Raw genomic sequence first — 18033 nt, forward strand, 5'->3', positions numbered from 1 at the left:
AAGGTGGCTTGAAAGGCCAAACCTGCCCGCCTACCCTGCGCCGCAAGATTGAGGAAACACGATGGCCCACGAAACCGCAACGCTCGCCGCCTACGTCGCCGACCTGAAATTTGCCGACATCCCGCCGCAGGTGCTGGAGCGCGCCAAGGTTTTGACGCTGGATTTCCTGGGCAGCACCATCCGCGCCCGCCGCGATGCGGAATCGACCCCCTCGCTGATGAAGATGCTGGAAGCGCTGGCGCTGGACGGCAAGGGCGAGGCCACCGTGTTCGGCGACAGCAAGACCTGGACGCCGGCGGTCGCGGCGCTGCTCAACGGCGCGCTCGGCCATTCGCTCGATTTCGACGACACCCACGCCGATTCCTCGCTGCATCCGAGCGCGCCGGTGGTGCCCGCCGCGTTCGCGGTCGGCGAGATGGTCGGTGCCTCCGGCCGCGACGTGCTGACGGCGATCGTCGCCGGCTATGAAGTTTGCTGCCGGCTCGGCAACGCGCTCGACCCGACCTCGCATTATGCCCGGGGTTTCCACCCGACTGCGACGGCCGGCACCTACGGCGCCGCGGCGGCGGCGGCCAAACTGTTCGGACTGTCGAAGGAACAGATCATCTCGGCTTTCGGCGTCTCCGGCAGCCAGGCCGCGGGCTCGCTGCAATTCCTGGTCAACGGCGCCTGGAACAAGCGCTACCAGGTCGGCGCCGCCGCAATGAACGGCGTGATCGCGGCGACCCTGGCGCGTAACGACTTCATCGGTTCGAGCGACTCGGTCGAGGGCAAGCATGGCCTTTTGGTCGGCTATACCGATGACCCGCATCCGGACAAGGCGGTGGCCGGGCTCGGCAGCACCTACGAGACGCTGAAGATCGGCGTGAAGCCGTATCCGAGCTGCCGCTACACTCACGCCGCGATCGACGCGCTGATCGCGATGCGGCGCGAGCACAATCTGACCCCGGACCAGATCAGGAAGGTCGAGATCGGGCTGCACCGCAACGGCATCACGCTGACTGGCGACGCCGCCACCAAGCGCCACCCGACCTCGGTGGTCGGCGGCCAGTTCTCGATGTTCTTCACCGGCGCGATCGCGCTCGACCAGGGCCATTTCGGCTGGGATGATTACGACCGGCTGGGCGACAAGGCGATCGACGCGCTCGCCGACAAGTTCGACGTGGTGCAGGACGACCGGCTCGAAGTCGGCCGTACCCATCCGTTCGGCGCCCGCGTCTCGATCACGACCGATGACGGCGTGCACGAGCGCCTTTACGCCGATCCCTCCGGCGAGCCGACCTCGTTCCCCGACGCGCAGGCGATGCAGCAGAAGTTCCTGACGCTGGCCCGCCCGGTGCTCGACAAGCGCGCCGACCAGCTGGCGGATGCGATCCTCACGCTGGAGCGCTTCGATCGCGTCGAGCAGGCGACGCAGCTGGGGCGGCAGTAGGGGCGGCGGCGCGCGGTCGAAGCGACAAATACCACTGTCGTCCCTGTGAAAGCAGGGACCCATACTCCGCAGCTTGTGTTGTGACCGGGACTCGTCGGTTCGCCGCTACTTAACGATAGGCGTCTGTGGTTATGGGTCCCTGCTTTCGCAGGGACGACACTGAGTTTGCTGCGCTATCAGTAAGTCTCACCTTAATGTCATCAGCTGCTACTCCTCCGGCCCATCAATAATCACAAAATCCCCGTCCGAATATTTCTGCCGGATCGCCTTCGCAGCCTGATAGTCCGCGCAGGTGTAGCATTCCATCGCGGTGGCGCGATCCTTGAACTCGATGACGAAATTGCGCTGGCGCGTCGCGCCTTCCATCACCTCATAGGGGCCGTTGCGCACGATGAAATTGGCGCCGTATTTCTCGAATACCGGCATCGCGGCAGCGAGGTATTCGGGGTAACGGGCTTCATCGTGCACCGTAACGTGCACGATCCAGTAGGCTTTCGGCATGATGGTCTCCGCCTGACGCGCGTTTCAAGGAACCGTGGCGCACCTCCTGCGAGACGCGCCACTGCATCAGAAAATTCCTCACGCCGAGATTCAATTCACGATCGCGCGGGCGGTGTGTGACGTGCCGGTCAATTGCTGCCCGCGAGCCGCGCGCCTGTCGCGGTCGCCGCGACGACATCGCTAACGAGGTCAAACACACCGTCCGCCTTGGGCGGCGCGTTCGGCGAACGGCCGAGCCGCACGATGACCAGTCGCTGTGACGGCACGATAATCACATACTGCCCGATCGTGCCTTTGGCGAAGAAGGCGTCGCGCGGCCAGCCGTGCTCGACGCGATACTTGGCGCCAAAGCTGTCGCCGAGATTGGTCCAGAAGCCCGCGCCGATGCCGACCCAGGCGTTCGGCGTCGGCGATGCCGAGTATTTCACCCAGCCCGCAGGCAGGATGCGCCGGCCGCCGACCACGCCGTCATCGAGATAGAGTTGGCCAAACCGCGCCCAATCGCGTGCGCTCGCCATCACGGCGCCTGATCCTTCCGGCGTGCCCATCGCATCGAACTGCATGACGACGTTGTGCATGCCGAGCGGATCGAACAACTCAGTCCGCGCGAAGCGCAGCACGTCGGCGGCATAGCCGCCGGCCGCGTCGCGGATCAGATGCGAGAGGATGACGTAATTGCCGTCGTGATAATTCCAGACCTGGCCCGGTGCCGTTTCGAGCGGAATGCTCTCGGCATAGCTGGCCATATCCGACTCCATGTACTTCATCCGGTTGACCGGTTCGAGCGTGGAGGCGAGCGAGGCCTGCAGCGAACTGCCGAGCGCAAGGCCCGCAGTGTGACGCAACAGCTGATCGACCGTGATCGCGTGCCTGGGATCCTTCGGGTCCCGCCAGGCCGCGATCGGGACCGGGCGATCGACCGCAAGCTTGCCGTCGCGCACCAGGATTCCGATCAGCGCCGAGGTCACCGATTTGGTCGCGGAGAAGCCGAGCAGCGGCGTGTCGGTGCCGATGCCGTAGGCGTAGCGCTCGGCGACGATGCGGCCATCCTTCATCACGACAACCGCGCGGGTGCGGCGGAATGGCGGCTCGGCCGGTTCGGCAAAGGCGCGATCGAGTGCGACTGCGAGCTGTGGGCTCTGCGGCGCGACAAGCGCCGGGCCGGCGATCTCGGGCTGTAGCGCCGCCTGTGGCCGCGCAGGCGGCAGCGCGATGTCGGCCAGCGCCTCGCCATGTTCGAGGGTGCAGCCGACGCCTTCACGATAGACCGCGTGGCTGCGGCCGAACCCGAACAGCGTCACGGTGACGTCCCTGCGGTCGAGGTCGACCTCGGTGTCCATCGCCCAGGTGATCAGGCCGGTGCCCGGCATCGCATCCGTGGTCTCGGTGAAGTTCCGCTTCGGGTCGAGCCTGCTGACGAATGTTTCGGAACAGATGGTGCTGGCGACAAAGCCGGTCGCGACCTTCGGCACGTCGCGGGCGCGGGCGGCAGACCAGCCCAGCACGCCGAGGGCGGTGCTGGCGGCGAGAATGAAGATGAGCTTTCGACGAGTCACTTGTGTCCTCCGGCATGTGAGAATGCGTGGTGGAAGGAAGCCGGAGCGGACGCGGATGGGCTCGCCGGATTTGGAAATCGCGCTAGTCGAGGATTGGGGGCGGCTGGTCGATTCTGGAATTCTCCTGTGATTACAGCGGCATCCTGGAATCGCCACGCCCCTTCGTGAGGTGAGCAGGAAGGTCGGGCTCCCTCCCCCTTGCGGGGGAGGGCTGGGGAGAGGGGTGGCCCCGGGCGAGAACCCTGCCGCCGGTCCGTCCCTCACGGCAGCGGCCCCTTACGCCGCCGTCGCCTTCAGTTTCCGGTACTCGGTCGGGGTCACGCCTGTTGTCGCCTTGAAGGCGCGGTTGAAGGGGCCGAGCGACTGGAAGCCGGCATCCATCGCAATGGTGATCACCGGGACTTCGGCCTGTGCGGGATCGGCGAGCGCGGCCTTGGCCTCCTCGATCCGGTGGTTGTTGAGAAAGACGTTGAAATTGCGATAGCCGAGCCGCTGATTGATCAGCCGCCGCAGCCGGTATTCGGGAATCTTCAGCCGGGTCGCCAGCGTGCCGATGGTGACGTTGTCCTGGCGGTAGATCCGCTCGTCCGCCATCAGGCGCATCAGGGCATTGACCAGCTTCTGGTCGGCTATCTCCTCGATCGCGGCCGGCGGCGCATTGGCAATGACGGGCTCGACCGGCGTCGCGAACAGATCGGCGCCATCGACGCGCATCATTGCCCAGGTGATGCCAGCGACGATGCCGGCGAGCACGCCCGCGTTGAGCAGGTTGGCCCACTCCACGGTCACGCGGCTGCCGGCATACGCGATCTGCAGCAGGGCGTTCATTCCGCCATACAGCGCCGAGGCCGCGACGATGAAGACACGGACACGGCGGCGGCGTTCGACCAGATCCGCCGACCATGATCCGATGGTCTGCGCCACGGCAAGCACGATGAAGACGACCGACAGCAGATTGACCGTGGTGATCGCCGCTTGCACATGGCCGCTCGGCGCGATCCACATGCAATTGACGAAACTGAACGTCACCACCGCGGTCCAGATCAGACCGTGCCACCAGCGCAGGACGAAGGCGTCATCGAACAGCGCGCGGGTGAACAGCCAGAACACCACGATGTCGCCGGTCGAAAGCGCGATCAGCGGCGCGTGCCAGACCGAGATCGCCGGCCCGGCGCCGATCGACGCGGTGACCGCATGCGCGGCCGTGCCGAGCGCGAAGGCGATCACGAGCTGCCCCGCCAGCACGTTGCGGAAATCCGCGAACATCGAGGCCGCAAGCACCAGCAGCAGCGTCACGGCGGCGGCGCGCAGGCAGAGTTCGGTTGCGGCCAATGTCATCGGTCGAAAGGATCTCCGGGTCAGCCGAACAATCGTCGCTCAGGCGGCGTTTTTCAAGCCGGATCGCGGCGCCAGCGCTGGCGCGTCGTGACCCAGATATCGACGATATCGCCCTCGAGCTTGCCCGGCCCCTCGTTGTCAGCGCCGAGCCGCCGCGCCACCGCCTGGGACGCGACATTGGCCGGATCGATGCAGTGGATGATGCGGTCGAGCGCGAAATTGTCGAACACAAAGTCGATCGCAGCGCGCGCCGCCTCCACCGCATAGCCCTTGCCGCGATACTCCCGGGCAATGCCCCAGCCGACCTCGAAGCCTGGCCATTCCGGCGGACAATACGGCCCGACGCGGCCGATGTAGCGGCTGGAGGATTTCTCCTCCACCGCGAACATGCCGAAGCCGTGCAGCGCCCAATGGCCCGAGATGACCGCGGCATTGCGCCAGCCCTTCAGCTCCGATGTGACCGGCTGATGATCCGGCGTGATGAAGCGCGCCGTCTCGGGATCGGACAGCATCCGCGTATTCTCGGCGATATCGGATGCGCGCCATGGCCGCAGGATGAGCCGCGCGGTCTCGATCACGGGACCATCGATACGCAACAGATTTGCATCGGGCTTGATCAGAGAAACCATCATCGCCTCCGGTTTCCAAGATTATGCTGTTATCACGCGCCCGCACGCGCCAGAAGTACTGCGTCGTCCCTGCGAAAGCAGGGACCCATAACCGCTGAGTTTAGTTGGTCCGCAGGGCTGGGGCCCCAGCCTTCGTAACATAAGCATTTGTGGTTATGGGTCCCGGCTCGCGCTTCGCTTGGCCGGGACGACGAACGGAGTATGATCGGAATGAAGTACAAAGGAGTATTGCGATGAGCTGGCAGCCCTCGACCGATCCCGAACTCGGCGATCCCCAAACCTGCGACGCGCTGGATCTGATCATCGTGCCGCGCACCCGCGATCTCGGCGACGGCTTTGCGGTGCGCCGCGCGCTGCCGCACGGCAAGCGACAGATGGTCGGGCCGTTCATCTTCTTCGACCATTTCGGCCCGGTGCAGTATCTCGCCGGCAAGGGCATGGACGTGCGGCCGCATCCGCATATCGGGCTCGCCACGGTCACCTATTTGTTCGACGGCAGCATCATGCATCGCGACAGCGAGGGTAACATCCAGGAGATCCAGCCGGGCGCCATGAACCTGATGACGGCGGGCCGCGGCATCGCGCATTCCGAGCGCACCCCCGACGTGCAGCGCCGCGACGGCCAGAAGATGCTGGGCCTGCAAAGCTGGATCGCGCTGCCGGCAGGCAAGGAAGAGATCGCGCCGTCGTTCCAGCATTACGGCGCGGGCGACCTGCCGATGATCTCCGAGCGCGACTTCACCGCGCGGGTGATTGCCGGCTCGGCGTTCGGCATCACCTCGCCGGTCAGCATGGTCTCGCCCTGGTTCTATACCGAGGTGACCGCGCAGGCCGGCACCAGCGTGCCGCTCGATCCTGACCATGAGGAGCGCGCGATCTACATCGTCGACGGCGAGGTCGAAATCGCGGGCGATCGCCACGAGGGGCCGCGGCTCCTGATCTTCCGGCCCGGCGACCGCATCACCGTGAAGACGTTGCGGCCGACCCGTATGATGTTCCTCGGCGGCGACGCGCTGGAAGGGCCCCGCCACATCTGGTGGAATTTCGTCTCGTCTTCGAAGGAGCGGATCGAACAGGCCAAACAGGACTGGAAAACCGGCCGTTTCGCCCAGGTTCCGCAGGAACACGAGTTCATTCCGCTGCCGGAGTGAGCTATTTGATGTGATATCCCTTGATATCCTTGGCAGCCCGCACGCCGCGTGCGGGCGCCCTGCTTTCGAAAGATCACGCCCATGACCGCGATGCTCTCCAGCGATTTGCCCCTGCCCCGGATCGGCCGCGGCAAGGTGCGCGACATCTACGCCGTCGGCGACGATCGCGTGCTGCTGCTCACGACCGACCGCATCTCGGCATTCGACGTGGTGATGGCGGAGACCATTCCGATGAAGGGCGCGGTGCTGACCCAGATCAGCGCCTGGTGGTTCCGGCAGCTCGAGGGCACCGTGCCGCATCACATGATCAGCGCCGATGCCGATGAGATCATCCGCGCGGTGCCTGAACTGAAGAACCATCGCGCCGACATTTTGGGACGCGCGATGCTGTGCAAGCGCACCATCGTCTTCCCGATCGAATGCGTGATCCGCGGCTATATCTCCGGCTCGGCGTGGAAGGAATACGCCGCCGAGGGCACGCTCGCAGGCGAGAAGCTGCCGGCGGGGCTGCTCGAGAGCCAGAAGCTCGAGCCCGCGATCTTCAGCCCGGCCACCAAGGCCGAGGCCGGCCATGACGAGAACATCACGGTTGCGCGCGTGCGCGAGATCGTGGGCGCCGACGTCGCCGCGACGCTGGAGAAGATGGCGCGCGATGTCTATAGCTACGGCGAGCAGACCAGCCGCGCCCGCGGCATCATCATCGCGGATACGAAATTCGAGTTCGGGCGAGAGAAGGACGGCCGCATCATCCTGATCGACGAGGTGATGACGCCGGATTCCTCGCGCTTCTGGGCGGTCGATTCCTACAAGCCCGGTCAGCCGCAGCCGAGCTTCGACAAGCAGCCGCTGCGCGACTATCTCGACGTCGAGCGCCGCGCCGGCCGCTGGAACGGCGACGCCCCCGCCCCGCCGCTGCCCGCGAGCGTGGTGGATGCGACGAGCAAGCGGTATCTGGAAGCGTATCGCCGCGTCACGGGGACCGAGCTGAAGGTTTAGCAATGCAGACCGAGGCAGAGGTGAATTCCATTCACCCTTGTTGAAGACAAACCTTTTGTCGCCGCCCCTGCCTCCCTGCACTCTCCGCCCAAAGCGGAGAGCACGCGATGCGACAGTTGACTTATATCGGCGGCAACAAGATCGAATGGTGGGACGTTCCCGCACCCCGCCTGCAAGATGACCGCGACGCGCTGGTGCAGCCGCTGGCGGTGACGCGCTGCGATCTCGACCTTGCGATCGTCCACGGCCGATCAGGCCTCGCTGGCCCGTTTGCGCTCGGACATGAGACCGCAGGCCGCATCGTCGACATCGGCGGCGCAGTGAGGAATTTCGCGCCCGGCGATCTCGTCATCGTTCCGTTCCAGATCAGCTGCGGTGTTTGCGACCGCTGCCGGCGCGGCCACACCAATGCCTGCACCGCCGTGCCGTTCCGGTCGTCTTACGGATTGAAGCCGGTCTGCGGCGTCGAATATGGCGGCGGCCTGTCCGACCTGATCCGCGTGCCGTTCGCCGATCACATGCTGGTTCGCCAGCCCGAAGGTCATCCCCTCTCGCAAACCGCGGGGTTGGCCGACGGCGCGACTGACGGCTTCAGCGCGGTGGCGCGCTGGCTCCAGCAGCGGCCCGGCGCGGATGTGCTGGTGATCGGCGGCTTCGCGCAATCGCTCGCGATGTTCGCGGTGCAGGCGGCGGTGGCGCGCGGCGCGGGCCGCGTCGTCTATCTCGACGATCATGCGCCGCGCCTCGCCAAGGCGAAGTCGCTCGGCGCCGACGTCGTCGAAGCGCCGGCCGGGCTCATGATGGAGCCGCCCGGCCTGTTTCCAATCGTGATCGATGCGGCCGCGACTGACGCCAGCATCCTGCCGGCATTCCGCGCGACGGAACCGAACGGCATCTGCCAGCGCATGTACGGCGACTTCGCCGAGACCACGCCGGTGCCGCTCCGGCACATGTACGGCGTCGGCATCACGTTGAAGGTCTCGCGTGTCAATGTCCGCGCCGATTTGCCCGAATGCGTCGCCCATGTTGCGGCGGGCCATTACCACCCGGAGCATGTGATCACGCGCCGCGTCCGTTTCGAGGATGCACATGAGGCGATCGGCGACCCGACCATTCGCGTCGCCTTCGTTCGCGATGGCATTGCCTGACGGGCGACGCTAGAGCGCGATGAGATTGGGATGAATCGTTATCGTGCTCCGGCTCATTGTTTGAGTATGATCTCTTCGGAAAACCGCTTCGCACTTTTCCGGATCATGCTCTAGGCTGGCTCCAACCAACAAACCCAGGGAGCGACCCATGTCCGATGCCGATACCGTGCTCGTCGAGCGCGATGGTCCCGTCACCATCATCTCGATCAACCGCCCGCACAACCGCAACGCCGTCGACGGCGCCACCGCGCGCAAGCTGTACGACGCATTCCTCGCCTTCGACGCCGACGCCAGCGCATCGGTCGCGGTGTTCACCGGCACCGGCGGTTACTTCTGCGCGGGCGCCGATTTGAAAGCGGTCGCGGCCGGCGATCCCAACAAGAAGCGCGAGGTCGGCGGGCACAACACGATCGCGCCGATGGGACCGAGCCGGCTGCGGCTCTCGAAGCCCGTCATTGCCGCGATCGAGGGCTTTGCGGTCGCCGGCGGCATGGAGCTTGCGCTGTGGGCCGACATGCGCGTGGTCGCCGAGGATGCGACCTTCGGCGTGTTCTGCCGCCGCTTCGGCGTACCGCTGATCGACCTCGGCACCATCCGCCTGCCGCGATTGATCGGCCATTCGCAGGCGATCGATCTGATCCTCACCGGACGCCCGGTCGACGGGCCCGAGGCGCATCGCATGGGGCTCGCGAACCGGCTGGTGCCGAAGGGCGAAACGCGCGCGCACGCCATCGCGCTCGCCAAGGACATCGCGAAATTCCCGCAGACCTGCATGCGGGCCGACCGGCTGTCGGCGCTGCGGCAATGGGACCTCGACGAGGAAGAGGCCATCAGGAACGAGATGCGCGGCGGGTTCGACGTGATCGCCTCGGGCGAAACCTTGTCAGGGGCGACGCGCTTCGCCTCCGGCGTCGGCCGTCACGGCGCGTTCGGCAACGAGGTCGGGAACGGGTAGGCCACGACGGCGGCCTTTGCATTCCCGACGCGGCCATGCTGAGCTGTCGTCCTCATTCCGGAAGCAGAAGAATGCCCACACAACCGATCGCAACCGAGCTGAAGACCTTCACCACGTCAGATGTCCGCCTGGCGAACGGCGGCGTGCTGCCGGAAGTCACGATCGCGTACCGCACCGTCGGTACGCTGGCGCCGAACCGTGACAATGTCGTGCTGGTCACCCACGGCAACACCAGCGGGCCGCAGATGATCGATCCCGGCGGATCGACCGGCGAAGGCAGCTGGTGCGAGATCGTCGGCCCCGGCAAGGCAGTCGACACCAACCGCTACTTCGCGATTTGCCCGAACATGCTGGGTTCGTCCTACGGTTCGACCAACCCGGCGAGCATCGACCCGCGGACCGGCCGGCGCTACGGGCCGCGCTTTCCCGATATCACCGTCGGCGATATCGTCGCGACCCAGCGGGCACTGCTCGATGGTCTCGGCATCCAGCGGCTGGTTGCGATCGTCGGCCCGTCCTATGGCGGCTTCCAGGCACTGCAATGGGCGGTGAGCTATCCCGATGCCATGCGCGGCATCGCTGCTGTGGTCACCGCGCCGCTGGTGCCACGCGAACGCTCCGAGGGCAATGTCGCGCGCCTGATGGCGACGCTGTCGCAGGATCCGAACTGGAACGGCGGCGATTACTACGATCACGGCGGCGTGCTCGAGAGCATGATCCAGATCCGCACCGCGACCTTGAAGACCTACGGCATTGAAACACGGCTGCGCGATACGCTGACCGATCCCGCGGACATCGAGGCCGCGATCCGCGCCGAGGCCACCGGATGGGCCAGGGGGTTCGACGCCAACTCGTTGCTGACGCTCGGCAAGGCGCTGCGCGGCTTCGACGTGACGGCACAGTTCGGACGGATCAAGGCAAAGGTGCTCTATGTGCTGTCGCGGACCGACAGGCTGTTTCCCCCGGAGCTCGGGCAGCAGGTGATGCCGGCGCTGAAGGCCGCCGGCGTCGACGCCGATTATTTCCTGCTCGACAGCGACTACGGCCATTCCGCATCGGGCCGCGACGCACACAAATGGGCGCCGCGGTTGCGCGCGTTCATGGACAGTCTCGGTTAGGCAATCGGATCGCGTCAGTCGATCCGCTTGGGCGCTCACCCTGGCCTTCCCTGCCAGCGGGAGGGCAAAAATGCGCGCGTTGAGAACCGGTTGTCACAAAAATCCTGTTGTCGTCCTGCGCCGGGCTCGTCTACGACTGGCGGCATAGGTTCAGGACATTTTTCAACGTGATTAGTCGGTCGCTCTATTTCGGCTCGCGGGCGCGGCGGGCCATGCACGACATTCTCGGCGGCGGTGCGGCCAGCGTGCTCGGCATCACCTTCGGCCTGTCCTACGCGCTGCTGATCTTCGCCGGACCATTGTCGCCATATCTGTCATACGGCGTCGCGGCGACATTCATTTCATCGGCGGTGCTCGCGACCTTCATCGCGCTCGGCAGCTCGCTGCCGTTCGCGGTCGCCGGCCCCGACACCTCGACCGCGGCGGTGACCGGAATCCTGATGGCCGCACTGGTCGAGCGCATCGGTGCCGCCAACCCGACCGCGCCGCTGCTCGCACCGGCGCTGATCACGCTGGGTCTCTCGACCATCGTCACCGGCATCGTGCTGTGCTGCCTCGGGCTGACACGGTTCGGCCGCGCCATCCGCTACGTGCCTTACCCCGTGGTTGGCGGCTTTCTCGGGGCAACCGGCCTGTTGATTGTGCTGGGCGCAATCCGGGTGATCACCGGCTACCCGGTGCAGCTCGGCACCCTGTTCCACTTCACCAACATGATTACGTTCTCCGAGCTCAGTGCCGCCTGCGCGATGGCGCTGGTGCTGTACCTGACCTGGCATCGCTCGCGTACCCCGTTTGGCCTGCCGATCATCCTGGTTGGCGGCGTGATCGTGGCGCACCTTGTGTTCTGGATCATTGGCCTCACGCCCGAGGAAGCTCACCTCACCGGCTGGACCTTCGAGCCGCCGCCGGCGTCGACCTTCATGCTGCCGTGGCATACTGCCGACCTCGCGCAGTATCCGTGGTCGACGGTGCCGGACCTGCTCGGCAACATGATCGCGGTCGTGTTCGTCACGGCCGCGAGCACGCTGTTCAACACCACCGGCATCGAGGTCGCGGTGCATCGCGAGGCCAATCTCGAGCGCGAGCTCAACATCACCGGTTTCGCCAATATCCTGACCGGCGCGCTGGCCGGCTACGCCGGCTGCATCTCGGTCAGCCGCTCAATCCTCAATTTCTCCAGCGGCGGGCGCGGCCCGCTGTCGGGACTGACGGTCGCCGCGATCTCGCTGCTGATGCTCGCCGTGGCGCCGCAGCTGCTCGGCTACATGCCGAAATTCGTGCTCGGCGGACTGCTGATCTATCTCGGCGCCGACCAGCTGCACAAATGGATGATCGAATCTCGCAAGCGGCTGTCGACGACTGAATATGTCTCGCTGCTCGCGATCATCGTCATCATCGTGGCCTGGGGCTTCGTGCCCGGCATCCTGATCGGCGTCATCATCGGCTGCGCCACCTTTGCGCTCAGCGCAGCACGGGTCGAGGCGATCAAATACGGATTCGACGGTTCGGAGTACCGCAGCTCGCTGGATCGATCGCGCGACGACCGGAACGTGCTGCTGGCGCACGGCGGCAAGATCCAGGGGTTGACCTTGCAGAGCTATTTGTTCTTCGGCTCCGCCAACCGGCTGTACCAGCACGTCAAGGCGCTGCTGCGCGAGCATCCGGAGTGCCGCTATCTGCTGTTCGACTTCAAGCTCGTCACCGGCGTCGATTCATCGGCGGCCTACAGTTTTGCGCAGATCAAGCGCAGCGCGCACGAGGTCGGCGTGGAGCTGGTTCTGGTGCACCTGTCGGCCAAGGCCGAACAGGTGCTGCGCGCCAGCGATTTCATCACCGCGGGCGTCTCCGTGATCGACGAGCTCGATCATGCGCTGGAATGGTGCGAGAATCAGATCATCGCGCAGCACCAGGAACTGGCGCAGGAGGAAGCCGATCTGCGCGGCTGGTTCACCGGACTGCTCGACAGCGAGGGCGATGCCGACGCGCTGATCCGGCGTTGCCAGCGCATCGAGGTCGACGCAGGCGAGGTCATCGTGCACGCCGGCGACGCCGCCGATTCCATGCACTTCATCCTCGACGGCCGCGTCGGCATCATGGTGCCCGCCGACGACGGCCGCACCACGCGCGTGCGCAGCCTCGGCCGCTACACCACGATCGGCGAGATGGGCCTCGTCGCGAACACCCCGCGCAGCGCGACCATCCAGGCCGAGATGGCGAGCGTGCTCTACGTGCTGAACACCCACCAGTTCGCGGCGATCCGCGACGAAGACCCCGAACTCAGCCACAAGCTGCTGACCTATTTCGTGTCGGTCATGGCGGAGCGGCTGACCTTCGCGAACCGCACGATTGCGGTGCTGCGACGCTAAAGCAGCCCCCGGCTCTCACTCGCAGCGAGTTCGTCCATCAGCGCCTTGTCCTGATAACGCGCAAGCGAGAGGCTGCGGGCGAAGGCGGGCACCGGCGCGCCGACCACGGCGCGGGCGCAGAGATCGCCAGTGGCGCAGGCACCCATCGTGCCGTAGCCGGACAACGCGGTGGCGAGGAACACGCCCGGTGTCTTCGCGGCGCCGATCAGCGGCCAGTTTTCCTTCGTCATCGGATAGTAGCCGCCGTAATGCACCCGGTCGCGCGGCAGCGCGCCGAGATACTGCGCAAGCTTTGGCTGCAGCCGGCTCGCCGCGCGCAGCACGACTTCGGGGAAATAAGGGTTCAGCTCCGGCTCGCGGACCGGCGCCGTGATCTGCTCTTCGTTGAAGGCCCAGCCGAGCTTGATCCATTCGCCATGATCGCCGCCGTCCGGCCGGCAATGGATGCTGCCCGGCATCGGCGCCAGCAGGCGCGCGAATTCCGGCGCCGCCGCTAGCGCCTCGCGCTCGTCGTCGGACCAAGCCAACGTCTGGCCGTCGAGATCGATCGCGAACGGCATTTTGCGATCGACCGCACGGTTGCGGTCAGCGAACGCGATCTTCTGCTGCAGCACATTCACGATCGGCAGCGTCTCACCGTGCATGGCCGCGACCTGCGCGGCGAACGGACCCGCAGCATTGACGATGATGTCGGCGCCGATGGTCTGTCGCACGCCATCGGCCAGCACCTCGACGGCGAAGCGATCCGTCTTCACGATGCCGAGCACTCTGGCCTGCTGGAACTGCGCGCCCAGCGGCCGCATGGTCTCCAGCATGTACTGGCCAAGCTGCTGGCCGCTGATGTCGCCCGCCCTGCGGATATGCAGCGCGGTCGAGACCTCCTTGTCGAAGGTTGGGTAATGCGCCTGAATAAGATCGCGGCCGAGCAGGACATCGACACCGTCGGGCGCGCCCTGCCAGTCCGCCGAATGCGGCGGCACATAGCCGCGGCTTGCGCTTTCATGCAGACGGATCAGCTTCGCGGCCTGCTCGCCGTAGCCGGCATAGAGTTGCTGCAAGAGCTCCGCCGGCCTCTCCTCGCGTGTAACCAGAAGATAGCCGCGCCGCGTCATGTGGATGCGGTTGTCGCTGCGGCGCGCGATCTCCTCCATCAGGTCGGTGGAATGGTTGGTGAAGTCCGCCATCGTCGGATGTGGCCACCAGTTGCGGTAGTTCTCGCCCGACTGCGCCGAGGTCAGCGCCATCGGCTGGCCTTCGTCGACGATCAAGAGGCGCGAGCGCCCGTGCTGGACGGCGAGGTAATAGGCCGTGGCGATGCCGACGATGCCCGCGCCGATCACCAGGATTTCGACGTCATTGGTTTTCACGCATAGTCTCCATAGCTCCACGCGGAGCCGCGATAATTCATATTGTCCTGTCGATCAGACCGGGCGCATGTCGCCCGCATCGCGCAACGCCTGGCGCTGCGCCGAACGCAGCGTCTTCTGCGTCTCCTCGATGTGGTCACGCAGCAGCCGAACCGCTTTCTTGACCTCGCCGTCACGGCAGAATTCGAGCAGCCGGTAGTGCTCGCGCTGCGGACGCTCCTTGCCGGTCGCCTGCGACACCAGCGCCCGGGTGAAACGGCCGACATGGCCGTAATTCGCTTCGATCATCGAGAGCAGCCGCGGGCGATTGCACGGCGCGTAGAGCGTAGCGTGGAATTTCCAGTTGAAGGCGCCCCATTGCGCTGGATCGGGCTCGGCATCATAGGCGCGGAGGATCTGCGTCGCCTCTTCGAGATCGATCTCGCCCATCGCGGGGATCGCCAAACGCAAGGCGTGGCATTCAAGCGCGATGCGGATCTCGAGCAGCTCGATCACCTCGTCGACCGACAAATCGGAGACGACGGCGCCGCGATTCGGCAGGAAGGTGACAAAGCCTTCGGCCTCGAGCTGGCGCAGCGCCTCGCGCACCGGGATGCGGCTGGTCCCGAACCGGGCAGCGAGTTCGTCCTGGCGCAGCTGCAACCCGGGCGCCAGTTCGCCGGAGCTGATCGCGGCCCGCAGTGCCTCGCGCACGGCATCCGGAGCGGAACCGTGGGGTCCGGCTACTCGAAGGCTTGCGGCGGGTGCAGGGTCCATCCGGCTTCTCTCTCGCTCGCGGGCCGCCATGAATATCCAGCCGGGCCATGATTATATAAAATCGATTGGCCTATTATGCAATGCCGTGTATAAAATCTACGTCTATCGTATCCAGAACTACCAGCATCCGCGAGCGCCTGATGAAAAAATCCGCCAAGGGATTGATCTACCTAACTTTTCTTGCGATCGCGGCTCCCGCCCCGGCGCTGGCTCAATCACCCAATGGCACACTGGCCAAGATCCGCGACGCCGGCGAGATCAGGCTCGGACACCGTGACGTCTCGGTCCCGTTCTCCTATCTCGACGACAACCAGAAGCCGGTGGGCTTTGCGATGGACCTCTGCGCGCGGATCGTCGAGGCAGTGAAGATCGAGCTCAAGCAGCCCTCGCTGCAGACCAGGCTGCAGCCGATCCAGCTCTCCACCCAGATACCGCTGATCGAGAACGGCACCATCGACATCGTGTGCGGTCCCGCCACCAACACGCTGGAGCGGCAGAAAGTCGTCGCCTTCAGCGACACGATCTTCGTGTCGAGCATCCGCGCCGTGGTGCGGAAGGACGCGCCGATCAAGACCTTCGAGGATCTCGGCGGCCGGCCGGTCTCGCTGACCTCGGGCTCGACCTCGATCGGGCTTCTGAGTGCGCGCGCCCAGGAGAAGAACTTTCAGACCAAGAACATCCTGACGCCGGACCATGCTGCGTCGTTCCTCGCACTGACCACCGGGCGCAGCGAGGCCTTCGTGATGGACGACATTCTGCTGGCGAGCCTGATCGCCGGCAGCCCCAATCCGTCCGATTGGCGCATCATCGACGATAGCCTGCGCACCGAGCCCTACGGGCTGATCCTTCGCAAGGGCGATCCGGAGTTCAAGGCGCTGGTCGACAAGACGCTGGTCGCCATGATGAAGGGCGGCGAATTCCAGGAGCTCTATGCAAAATGGTTCACGCGGCCGATTCCGCCGAAGAACGTGAACCTGAATTTCCCGATGACGGCAGCGCTGAAGGACGCCGTCGCCAATCCGAACGACAAGGGCGTGTGATCAAGCAAGAAGCCCGGCCCTGATTCAATCAGAGCCGGGCTTGAGCGAACAGACGGTGATGACGGCGATCAGACGCCGGCCATCATCACGTATTTGATCTCGACATACTCATCCATGCCGTGGCGTGAGCCTTCGCGGCCGAGGCCACTTTCCTTGACGCCGCCGAACGGCGCGACCTCCGTCGTGATCAGGCCCGAATTGACGCCGACCATGCCCGACTCCAGCGCTTCGGCGACGCGCCAGACCCGGCCGATGTCGCGCGAATAGAAGTAGGAGGCAAGGCCGAACGGCGAGGCGTTGCACATCGCGATCACGTCGGCCTCGTCCTTGAAGCGGATGACAGGCGCGAGCGGCCCGAACGTTTCCTCCTGCGCCACCAGCGCATCCGGCCGCACGTCCGACAGTACCGTCGGCTCGAAGAAGCTGCGGCCGAGCGACGAGCGCTTGCCACCGGTCACGATCTTGGCGCCGCCCTTCACGGCGTCCGCAATGTGACGCTCGACCTTCTCGATTGCCTTCATGTTGATGAGCGGGCCCTGCGTCACGCCCTGTTCGGTGCCGTCGCCGATCTTCATCTCGGCGACCTTCTTCGACAGCTTCGAGACGAACTGGTCGTAGATCTTGTCCTGGGCGTAGAGGCGGTTGGCGCAGACGCAGGTCTGACCCATGTTGCGATATTTCGAGACGATGGCGCCTTCGACGGCCGCATCGATATCGGCATCGTCGAACACCACGAAGGGCGCGTTGCCGCCGAGCTCGAGGCCGAGCTTCTTCACGCCGACCGACGCCTGACGATACAGGATCTTGCCGACATTGGTCGAACCGGTGAAACCGACGAAGCGCACCGCCGGATGCTCACACAGCACCTGGCCGATCGGCGGCGCATCGCCGGTGATGATGTTGAGCACGCCCTTCGGCACGCCGGCCTTCTCGGCAAGCACGGCGAGCGCGAGCGCCGACAGCGGCGTCTCGTTGGCGGGCTTCAGCACCACCGTGCAGCCGGCCGCAAGCGCCGGCGACACCTTGCGCGTGATCATCGAATTCGGAAAGTTCCACGGCGTGATGGCGCCGCAGACACCGATCGGCTGCCGGATCGCGAGCAGGCGCGCGTCGGCACGCTGGGTCGGAATGGTCTCGCCATAGACGCGGCGCGCCTCCTCGGCGAAGAATTCGACATAGGCGGCGCCGATGTCGACCTCGCCGAGCGCCTCCGCCAGCGGCTTGCCTTGCTCGGAGGTCAGGATCAGCGCGAGGTCTTCGCGGTTGGCGATGATCAGATCGAACCATTTGCGCAGGATGTTGGAACGCTGCTTGGCGGTCAGCTTGGCCCACGCCGGAAACGCGCGCTGCGCGGCCTCGACGGCCCTGGTTGCATCATCGGCGCCCAGCTGCGCGATCTTGATCAGTTCGACGCCGGTCGCCGGATTGTTGACGGCGAACTCGGGAGTGCCGACCCAGGCGCCGTCGATATAGCAGCGATCGCGCAACAGCGACGGGTCCTTCAGACGGTCGTGGAGGGACGTTGCGGATTGTGTGGCGCGTGCGGCAACGGGCGGGGTCATGGGTTACTCCTGGAATGTCTTTGGAGGGTCTTCGCCGCCTATATAGGCGGAAAGCCACTGTGATGCACTGGCCGCCGGCGCGACCCTGCTTGGACGCAAACGCGACGCCGTTGCGAGC

15 protein-coding genes are annotated in these 18033 nt (G+C 65.5%); 8 read left to right on the forward strand and 7 right to left on the reverse strand.

What is annotated here, in order from left to right; all coding sequences use genetic code 11:
- Positions 1-61 precede the first annotated feature (61 nt).
- Complete coding sequence (locus CK489_RS07600) at positions 62-1432, forward strand: MmgE/PrpD family protein (protein WP_050629084.1); 1371 nt, start codon at positions 62-64, stop codon at positions 1430-1432.
- A 207-nt stretch (positions 1433-1639) separates the two neighbouring features.
- Here the strand turns inward: CK489_RS07600 and CK489_RS07605 are convergent, their stop codons facing one another.
- From CK489_RS07605 to CK489_RS07620, 4 genes are all read right to left on the reverse strand, one after another.
- Entirely contained in the window at positions 1640-1933 is a 294-nt protein-coding gene (locus CK489_RS07605; protein ID WP_095731808.1) for a DUF1330 domain-containing protein, read from the reverse strand.
- A gap of 128 nt (positions 1934-2061) precedes the next feature.
- Positions 2062-3489, reverse strand: coding sequence for a serine hydrolase domain-containing protein (locus tag CK489_RS07610; protein ID WP_095731809.1), 1428 nt, complete (start codon positions 3487-3489; stop codon positions 2062-2064).
- A 276-nt stretch (positions 3490-3765) separates the two neighbouring features.
- Positions 3766-4827, reverse strand: a complete 1062-nt coding sequence (locus CK489_RS07615) for a helix-turn-helix domain-containing protein (RefSeq protein WP_198960853.1) — start codon at positions 4825-4827, stop codon at positions 3766-3768.
- Between the two features lie 53 nt (positions 4828-4880).
- Positions 4881-5459: a GNAT family N-acetyltransferase gene (locus tag CK489_RS07620; RefSeq protein WP_245350277.1), complete on the reverse strand. Its 579-nt coding sequence runs from the start codon at positions 5457-5459 to the stop codon at positions 4881-4883.
- A gap of 230 nt (positions 5460-5689) precedes the next feature.
- On the opposite strand from CK489_RS07620, the gene CK489_RS07625 reads away from it, so the two are divergent.
- The 6 genes from CK489_RS07625 to CK489_RS07650 all read left to right on the forward strand — a co-directional run bounded on the left by CK489_RS07625 (position 5690) and on the right by CK489_RS07650 (position 13190).
- On the forward strand, positions 5690-6607 hold the full coding sequence (locus CK489_RS07625) for a pirin family protein (RefSeq protein WP_024584569.1): 918 nt from the start codon (positions 5690-5692) through the stop codon (positions 6605-6607).
- Positions 6608-6688: 81 nt separating this feature from the next.
- Positions 6689-7603: a phosphoribosylaminoimidazolesuccinocarboxamide synthase gene (locus tag CK489_RS07630; RefSeq protein WP_095731810.1), complete on the forward strand. Its 915-nt coding sequence runs from the start codon at positions 6689-6691 to the stop codon at positions 7601-7603.
- A 107-nt stretch (positions 7604-7710) separates the two neighbouring features.
- Positions 7711-8751 (forward strand): zinc-dependent alcohol dehydrogenase, encoded by a 1041-nt coding sequence (locus tag CK489_RS07635; RefSeq protein ID WP_095731811.1) that lies wholly within the window; start codon positions 7711-7713, stop codon positions 8749-8751.
- A 148-nt stretch (positions 8752-8899) separates the two neighbouring features.
- Positions 8900-9706 carry a crotonase/enoyl-CoA hydratase family protein gene (locus tag CK489_RS07640; RefSeq protein WP_095731812.1) on the forward strand — a complete coding sequence of 269 codons (807 nt, stop codon included), beginning with the start codon at positions 8900-8902 and terminating at the stop codon, positions 9704-9706.
- A 71-nt stretch (positions 9707-9777) separates the two neighbouring features.
- Entirely contained in the window at positions 9778-10824 is a 1047-nt protein-coding gene (locus CK489_RS07645) for a homoserine O-acetyltransferase family protein (RefSeq protein WP_158226417.1), read from the forward strand.
- Positions 10825-11036: 212 nt separating this feature from the next.
- The gene (locus CK489_RS07650; protein ID WP_095731814.1) at positions 11037-13190 is read left to right on the forward strand and encodes an SLC26A/SulP transporter family protein; all 2154 of its coding nucleotides are present in this window, start codon (positions 11037-11039) and stop codon (positions 13188-13190) included.
- On the opposite strand, the gene CK489_RS07655 is transcribed toward CK489_RS07650, so the two are convergent.
- Together CK489_RS07655 and CK489_RS07660 are read right to left on the reverse strand one after the other, a co-directional pair.
- The gene (locus CK489_RS07655; protein ID WP_095731815.1) at positions 13187-14557 is read right to left on the reverse strand and encodes an NAD(P)/FAD-dependent oxidoreductase; all 1371 of its coding nucleotides are present in this window, start codon (positions 14555-14557) and stop codon (positions 13187-13189) included. The genes CK489_RS07650 and CK489_RS07655 overlap by 4 nt on opposite strands.
- Before the next feature lie 54 nt (positions 14558-14611).
- Positions 14612-15313, reverse strand: coding sequence for a GntR family transcriptional regulator (locus tag CK489_RS07660; protein WP_050629077.1), 702 nt, complete (start codon positions 15311-15313; stop codon positions 14612-14614).
- Between the two features lie 140 nt (positions 15314-15453).
- On the opposite strand from CK489_RS07660, the gene CK489_RS07665 reads away from it, so the two are divergent.
- The gene (locus CK489_RS07665; protein WP_095731816.1) at positions 15454-16353 is read left to right on the forward strand and encodes an amino acid ABC transporter substrate-binding protein; all 900 of its coding nucleotides are present in this window, start codon (positions 15454-15456) and stop codon (positions 16351-16353) included.
- Positions 16354-16421: 68 nt separating this feature from the next.
- Here CK489_RS07665 and CK489_RS07670 read toward each other — a convergent pair whose 3' ends face one another.
- Positions 16422-17915 carry an NAD-dependent succinate-semialdehyde dehydrogenase gene (locus tag CK489_RS07670; RefSeq protein ID WP_050629075.1) on the reverse strand — a complete coding sequence of 498 codons (1494 nt, stop codon included), beginning with the start codon at positions 17913-17915 and terminating at the stop codon, positions 16422-16424.
- Positions 17916-18033 lie beyond the last annotated feature (118 nt).

Origin of the sequence: Bradyrhizobium sp. UFLA03-84 (assembly GCF_002289535.1) — a bacterium.
Classification (GTDB): domain Bacteria; phylum Pseudomonadota; class Alphaproteobacteria; order Rhizobiales; family Xanthobacteraceae; genus Bradyrhizobium; species Bradyrhizobium viridifuturi.